This window comes from Nocardia sp. NPDC052112 (genome assembly GCF_040680135.1).
Taxonomy (GTDB): domain Bacteria; phylum Actinomycetota; class Actinomycetes; order Mycobacteriales; family Mycobacteriaceae; genus Nocardia.
Genome location: NZ_JBFAWD010000005.1, coordinates 373,097 through 379,096, shown reverse-complemented (window position 1 = coordinate 379,096; position 6,000 = coordinate 373,097). Strand labels below are relative to the sequence as shown.

Below are 6,000 nucleotides of genomic sequence, written 5' to 3'. Positions count from 1 at the left end.
TGCGAGCTGCGGAGGACGTGCTGGCTCGGGCCAGGGCGGACGACGGTGCGGCCTGGGCGCGGGCGCAGGTGCGGGCCGCGGAGGACGTGTTGGCTCAGGCCAGGGCGGACGAGGCTGCAGCCGAGGCACGGGTGCGAGCGCGGGAGGACGCGTTGGCTCGGGCCACGACGGACGGGAGTGCGGCCGGGGCGCGGGTGCGAGTGGCGGAGGACGCGGTGGCTCGGGCCAGGGAGCTCGAGGCTGCGGCCGGGGCGCGGGTGCGAGCTGCGGAGGACGTGCTGGCTCGGGCCAGGGCGGACGACGGTGCGGCCTGGGCGCGGGCGCAGGTGCGGGCCGCGGAGGACGTGTTGGCTCGGGCCAGGGCGGACGAGGCTGCAGCCGGGGCGCCGGTGCGAGCGGCGGAGGACGTGGTGGCTCGGGCCAGGGCGGCGCGGGATGCGCAGCTGACCCGAGACGTGCTGGACGGGGCGCGGGAAGAAGTAGCGCCGGCGCAGGCGCGGGACGTGGTCGCGCAGGCGCAGGTGCGGGAGGCGCAGGCACGGGCAGAGGTACGGGAGGCGCAGGCGCGAGTAGCCGAGGTACGGGCGAGGTTGCGCGAGGAGATCGCCGAGGCGCGTGCGAAAGCGGATGCCGCGGTCGCCACCGAACGCGAGGCCATGGAGAAGGAGGTGGGGACCGAGCGCCGCAAGGTGGCGACGCAGATCGCGGAGGAGCGGATAGGCGCGATCGAGACGGTCGAGCGGGAGCGGTTGGCGAGACTGGAGTCTCGGCGACGGATGGTCGAGCTGCGGGAGCAGGCGCGGCGCGACGAGGACAGGTTCCGTGAGCAGGCCCGTAGCCGGGTGCGGCAGATGTGGGAGTTGGAGCGGGAACTACGGCACCAGGCGCGGGAGCAGACCGATCCTGCTGCGCGACGTGAGCTGGAAGCGCGGATTCGTGAGTTGCGTACCCAGATTGCCGAACGGTGGGATTTGCTGGAGGAGCAGCTCCGGGTGCGCCGCCAGGAGCTGGTGGCCGAGATCGCGGAGATCCGCCCGGAGTTCGAGCGGGCGGTGGCGATCGAGCGGGAGACGGCGCACGGGCTCATCGTGACCGAGCAGATTCGGGAGGTGGGCGCCTCGGCCGTCGGGCGGCAGGAGGCGGCCGAGGCCGCGGGCCGTGGGCTGGCCCGGCATTACCAGCTGCTGGTAGCCAACACCGTAGCGGTGGGGGGTGGCATCCAGACGGTCTCGGATGAGGTGTTGACCCACATGCAGCGGCATGGCAACGCGCTGGAATCCCGGATGGCGGCCACGGAGATTCTGCGCCGCACTACCGCGGTGTTGGAGGGCGGGGACGGCAAGGTGCTGCGCTGGACGCAGTACGCGGCCGGTGAGGCGATGAGGTACGGCCCGGTCAATATGGATGCGGGCGAGGGTAAGTCGATGATGTATCACTACGTCGTGAGCAGGCTGGCCGCGGAGAAGGGCTCGGTCCAGTACATCAACAAGGCCAACCTGATCGCCCGCGAAATCCACGAATTGGTGGCGGCTTTCGGTCACCGTGGGTACAAGATCATTCGGATCGACTCGAATATGAAGATGCCGGAGCCGGTCGATGGGGAACCCACCATCTATCTCGGTGATGCCGAAGACGTGGTGGTGTCCCGGATGCATGGTCATCCGGTGCCCGGTCGCCATTTCATCGGTGACGAGATCGACGAGACGTTGATCTACGGCAGCCAGCGATGGAGCAGTTCCGATGGGGCCAACGACCTCGCCCCACCGCATGTCGAGGCAAAGATCCGGTGGGCGGACAAGTTCCTCACCGATGCCATGCGGGACAAGGTTCTGACCCATGAGGATTTCGGGCGGAAACTTCACCAAGAAGAGGGTCCGGCGCGTTTGACCGAGGAAGGGAAAGCGAAGGTCGAGGATTTCCTGTGGCAGGAGCGGATCAAGCAGGAGGAGCAAGACCGCGGGCAGGAATTGACCCCCCAAGAGCGGGACCGGCTCAGGCGGGAGCTGACCTCCGAAGAGCGGGACCTGCTGGATACGGCCGCGATCGCTCGCTGGGAGTTCATCCGCGGAAAGCATTACATCATGCACGGTGAACCGCAGAAGTTGGAGGTGGGGGAAGACGGTGTTGTTCGGAGGGGGATCCGTCGAGGTCAGATCCTGATCGTCGATCAGGTCACGCACAAATTGATGATGGGCAAGGGGATTTCCAATATTACCCGGTGGAAAAAAATCGCCCAAGCGCTCGAGGCGCGGTTGAATATGGAGATTCGCAACAATACGGAATATTCGAAGACGCAGACCATCGACGAGACGTTCACCAAGGAGCATTACGACCTTCGTTCCGGTGCTTCAGGGACCGCGAAAGCGGTGGCGGGTCAGCTGAAGAAGCTCGGTCTGGGGGAGACCACCCCGATCAGCCGGTTCTCTCCGAGCAAGTTGAATCTCGAGCCCGAGGCCAACCCCACCGGCACGAAATTCTCGACCACCCGGCAGGAGCGGGATCAGGCGATCGTGGATCAGGTGCTGGCGGTGCACTACGGGACCAAGCAGCCGATCGCGGTGTACGTCCACGATCCCCGGCTGGTACGCAAAATCGCCCGGATGCTCGAGCGCCGGGGCATCAAGGTCGCGACGACCGGACCGGAGAATGTCGCGAAGTGGGAGGATCCGAATTCGGGGACGTCCGCTGATGCGGAGCGGGCGCGGATCTACGCCGAGGCCGGTGAATTGGAAGCGGTCGGCATCTTCACGATGGAAGATGCGCGCGGGGTCGACATCAAGCCCAGCAAAGAGGCACTGGCCCGGGGTGGTCTGCATGTGATCGGTTCCGAGCACTCGCATCTCGCGGCTGTCGATATTCAGTTGATAAATCGAGGCGGGCGAAGCGGGCAGCCCGGTGAGGCCAGTTTCCACTCGATAGGCGATAGCGCGTTCTTGAACATGCTTCCCCCCGATCATCCGATGGCGGTGGTGGTCGAGCGGTGGAGAACCGCCGAAGATCCGTTGGAGCGAGCGGTCGCCGAGCAGCAGATCCGGGACAACCTGACCGAGATCCAGCGGGCGGCCGAAGCGCACCAGCTCGGCGTGGCTCTCAGCGATACGCCGGCCATGGGGGTGGCGGCCCAGCAGTTCGTCGCCGACGTCGAGCAGTTCGTTGCGGCCGCGGCGCAGGCGCCGGCCGTGCAGGTCGCAGCACCAGCAGCGCAGGCTGCGGCTGCCACGCCGGCTGCGCAGCAGGCGGCGGGAGCCCCGGCCGCTCAGTCGGCGGGTGCGCCATCGCGGGGCACGGTACTGCCGGAGACCAATGGCGCCGGAGCAGCGGGGACCGGTTCGACCGCAGTGTCTTCGGGTGGCGAGCGGGGGGCTCGAGCTGCAGGTGGGGACCGGGGTGCCTCCGCCGAGTCGAATGCTGACGGGACACAGACCCAGCCCGGGGAACGGTCCGACTCCCAGCCGGAACCGGGCGACCTGACCGGTGCTTTCACTCTGGTCGAGGAGCAGTCGCAGCCGCCGGCCGATGCCGGTGACGGCGGGCAGCCGTTGGTGTCCTCGGCCGAGGAAGGGACTTCGGTCGATTCTTCGACCGCCGCCGCGGCGCCCGCATCCGATGGTGCGTGGGCGGAGACCGATCCGAATGCCGAGCAGCTGGTTCTGCCGTTGGACGTGTCGAATCCCCATGCCGATCAGAACACGGTCGTCCTCACGGCCGGCGTCGCAGGCGGGACGGGAACGACCACCACCGCCGCGAATGTCAAAGGTGAAGCGGCCCAGGCGACTTCCGAGACCCAATCTCAGCCCTGGTTCCCGGGCCTGTCGGCCGGCTGGACCGCGGCGCAGCCGATGGCGACCCCGTTCAAGTCGGGTCGGCTGGAGCGGCGTATGCAGCAGGACAAGAAGATGCTGCAGCACGTGCGCCGCCGCTACGCGCTCGAGCTGATGGCGCTGCGCAGACGTGTGGTGCAGGCGGGTGTCGCTCCGGCTGGGTTGGCCGAGATGGATCTGCAACAGCTGGCGGCGGCTTATGGGCAGATGGTGCAGGCTGCCGAGGCCGAACTGCGCGCCCGGATCGAGCAGTTCCTCGGAGGGCTCGAAGGGGATCTGGCGGTGCCGGGCACGATCGGCGCAGGGATCGCCGGGTTGCAGGCCGCGCTCACCAATGCCGTGCTGCGGATCAGGCTCGCCCGTGCCGAAGCGACCACCCGAGGCGAGGTGGAATCGGGCGAGATCTTGGCGGCGGAGCTGCAGGCCGACGCATTGGCCACGGAACTGACCGAATTCGGCCGGGAAGCCGCAGGTGTGCGGGCGGCCCAGCGGCAGGCCGATGAGCTGCTGGAGCGGATGACGCAGGCGGCCTCGGAGGAGTTGCTCGACTCCCTTACCGACCAGGCGAAGGCGATGCCGCTCGGCGACGGGATGCAGTTGCTCGTCGACGAGAAAACGGTGCTGGTTGTCGGGGCGCAACCGGATCGGATGGTCGACGAGGCGATCCAGAGGTCGTCTGGCAAGAAGCCGACGGAGAGGTCGTTCCCCGAGGGGGAGTTGCAGCCGTGGATGAAGGCTCTCTTCCAGATCGAAACCACACAGTGCATCGTCGATTTCGACGGCAAGGTGTGGTACCGGAAGGTCGTCGCGCAGGAGGCGCCGAACACCGCGGATGACGGTTTGGCTCCGCTGGGAGATACGCAGCGGCAGCTGATTCTGGCCCAGGCGCTGTTGCGGGAGGGCGTGTCGCTCGAGCAGCTGACCGAGGATGTGCACAACGGTGGCCGGCAAGTCGCGCGACTGTGGCCGAAGCTGACGAAGCTCGAGCAGCAGGCGTTCCTGGAGGCACACCCGCTCCTGGTGATACGGGCGGAGGGGCTCGACCCTGAAATGCGCGCCGCCGAGTGCGAGAAGTGGTTGGTGCGGGCGCGGGAAGAGTTGGCCGCCGCCGAACAGCGCGACTTGATGACTCAGGCGATGGGGGCGGGTGCGGCCGGCCTGCTCAATGGGCGAACCCTGCTGCTGCGCACCCAGATCGCGATGGTGGAAAACATCGCGGCGAAGTTCACCGTGGACCGGGCGTTGGCCTGGTGGTCGGTGGAACTCGAAGACCTGGTCGAGGATGCCCGCGCCGGTGGCGGCATGCTCGCCGAACGGTGGCCGGAGCTGACCGGGCGCGAGCAGGCGGCGCTGATGAAGCTGCATCCGGAAATCGTTGCGACGAATCAGGCCCTCCCGGACGATGTGCGCGCAGCAGCGCAAGAGCTGCTGGGAGATGTTGGGCGGCAGCGGATTCTGGCCTTGGCGCTGCAGCGGGAGGGGGCGACGCTCGAGGAGCTTGTCGCGGATGCGGGCAACGGCGGGCAGCGGATCGCGGATCTGTGGCCGAGGCTGACGACGTTCGAGCAACAGCTGCTCCTGGAGGAGCACCTGATTCTGGTGATGCGGGTCGAGGGGCTCGATCCGCAAGTCCACGCTGCCCGGTGTGCGACGTGGGTGGTGCTGGCGCAGGAAGTGCTGGCCGAACTGCAGCAGCGCGATACGGCATTCCGGGGGATGCGGCCGGGTGCACCCAGCCCGCACACCGAGCGGCTCGCGACGCTGCAGGGCCAGATCGAGGCAGTCCAGCACATGGCGGCGGAGCTGGCCGCCCCGGCCGGCGGGTTCTCCGCGCACGATCGGGGGCGGACCGCTGTGACACGCGCGCGTGCCCGGATGGCAGCCAGGCGCGGGCAGGACAATCGCGCACTGCTGGACGCGGCGTTGGAGCGGCTGGATATGCCGGTCGAGGATCTGGCGTCGGCCGAGAGCGATGTGATTGTCCAGCTGTGGCAGGAGTTGAATGTCGATGAGCGAGAGGCATTCATAGCTGCCCATCCCGATGTCGTCATGCGGGCGCAGGGGCTGGCAGCCGAGGTGCGCGAGTTCGCCTGCTTTATCGTGCTGGAACGGAAGCGGGCCGAGCTCGCGCGGGAGCGGAATAATCCCGACGCCGATCCCGCACAGCTCACGATGCTGC

1 protein-coding gene (running past one end of the window) is annotated in these 6,000 nt (G+C 67.9%); it reads left to right on the top strand.

All coding sequences use genetic code 11. The annotated features are described in order from the left end of the window. Positions 1–17 precede the first annotated feature (17 nt). Positions 18–6,000, top strand: partial view of a sigma factor-like helix-turn-helix DNA-binding protein gene (locus AB0L58_RS12155; RefSeq protein ID WP_364385318.1) — the 5' end (the start) only. The gene runs 101,642 nt beyond the window's last position; the window shows 5,983 of its 107,625 coding nt (coding positions 1–5,983); the start codon lies at positions 18–20; the stop codon falls past the right edge of the window.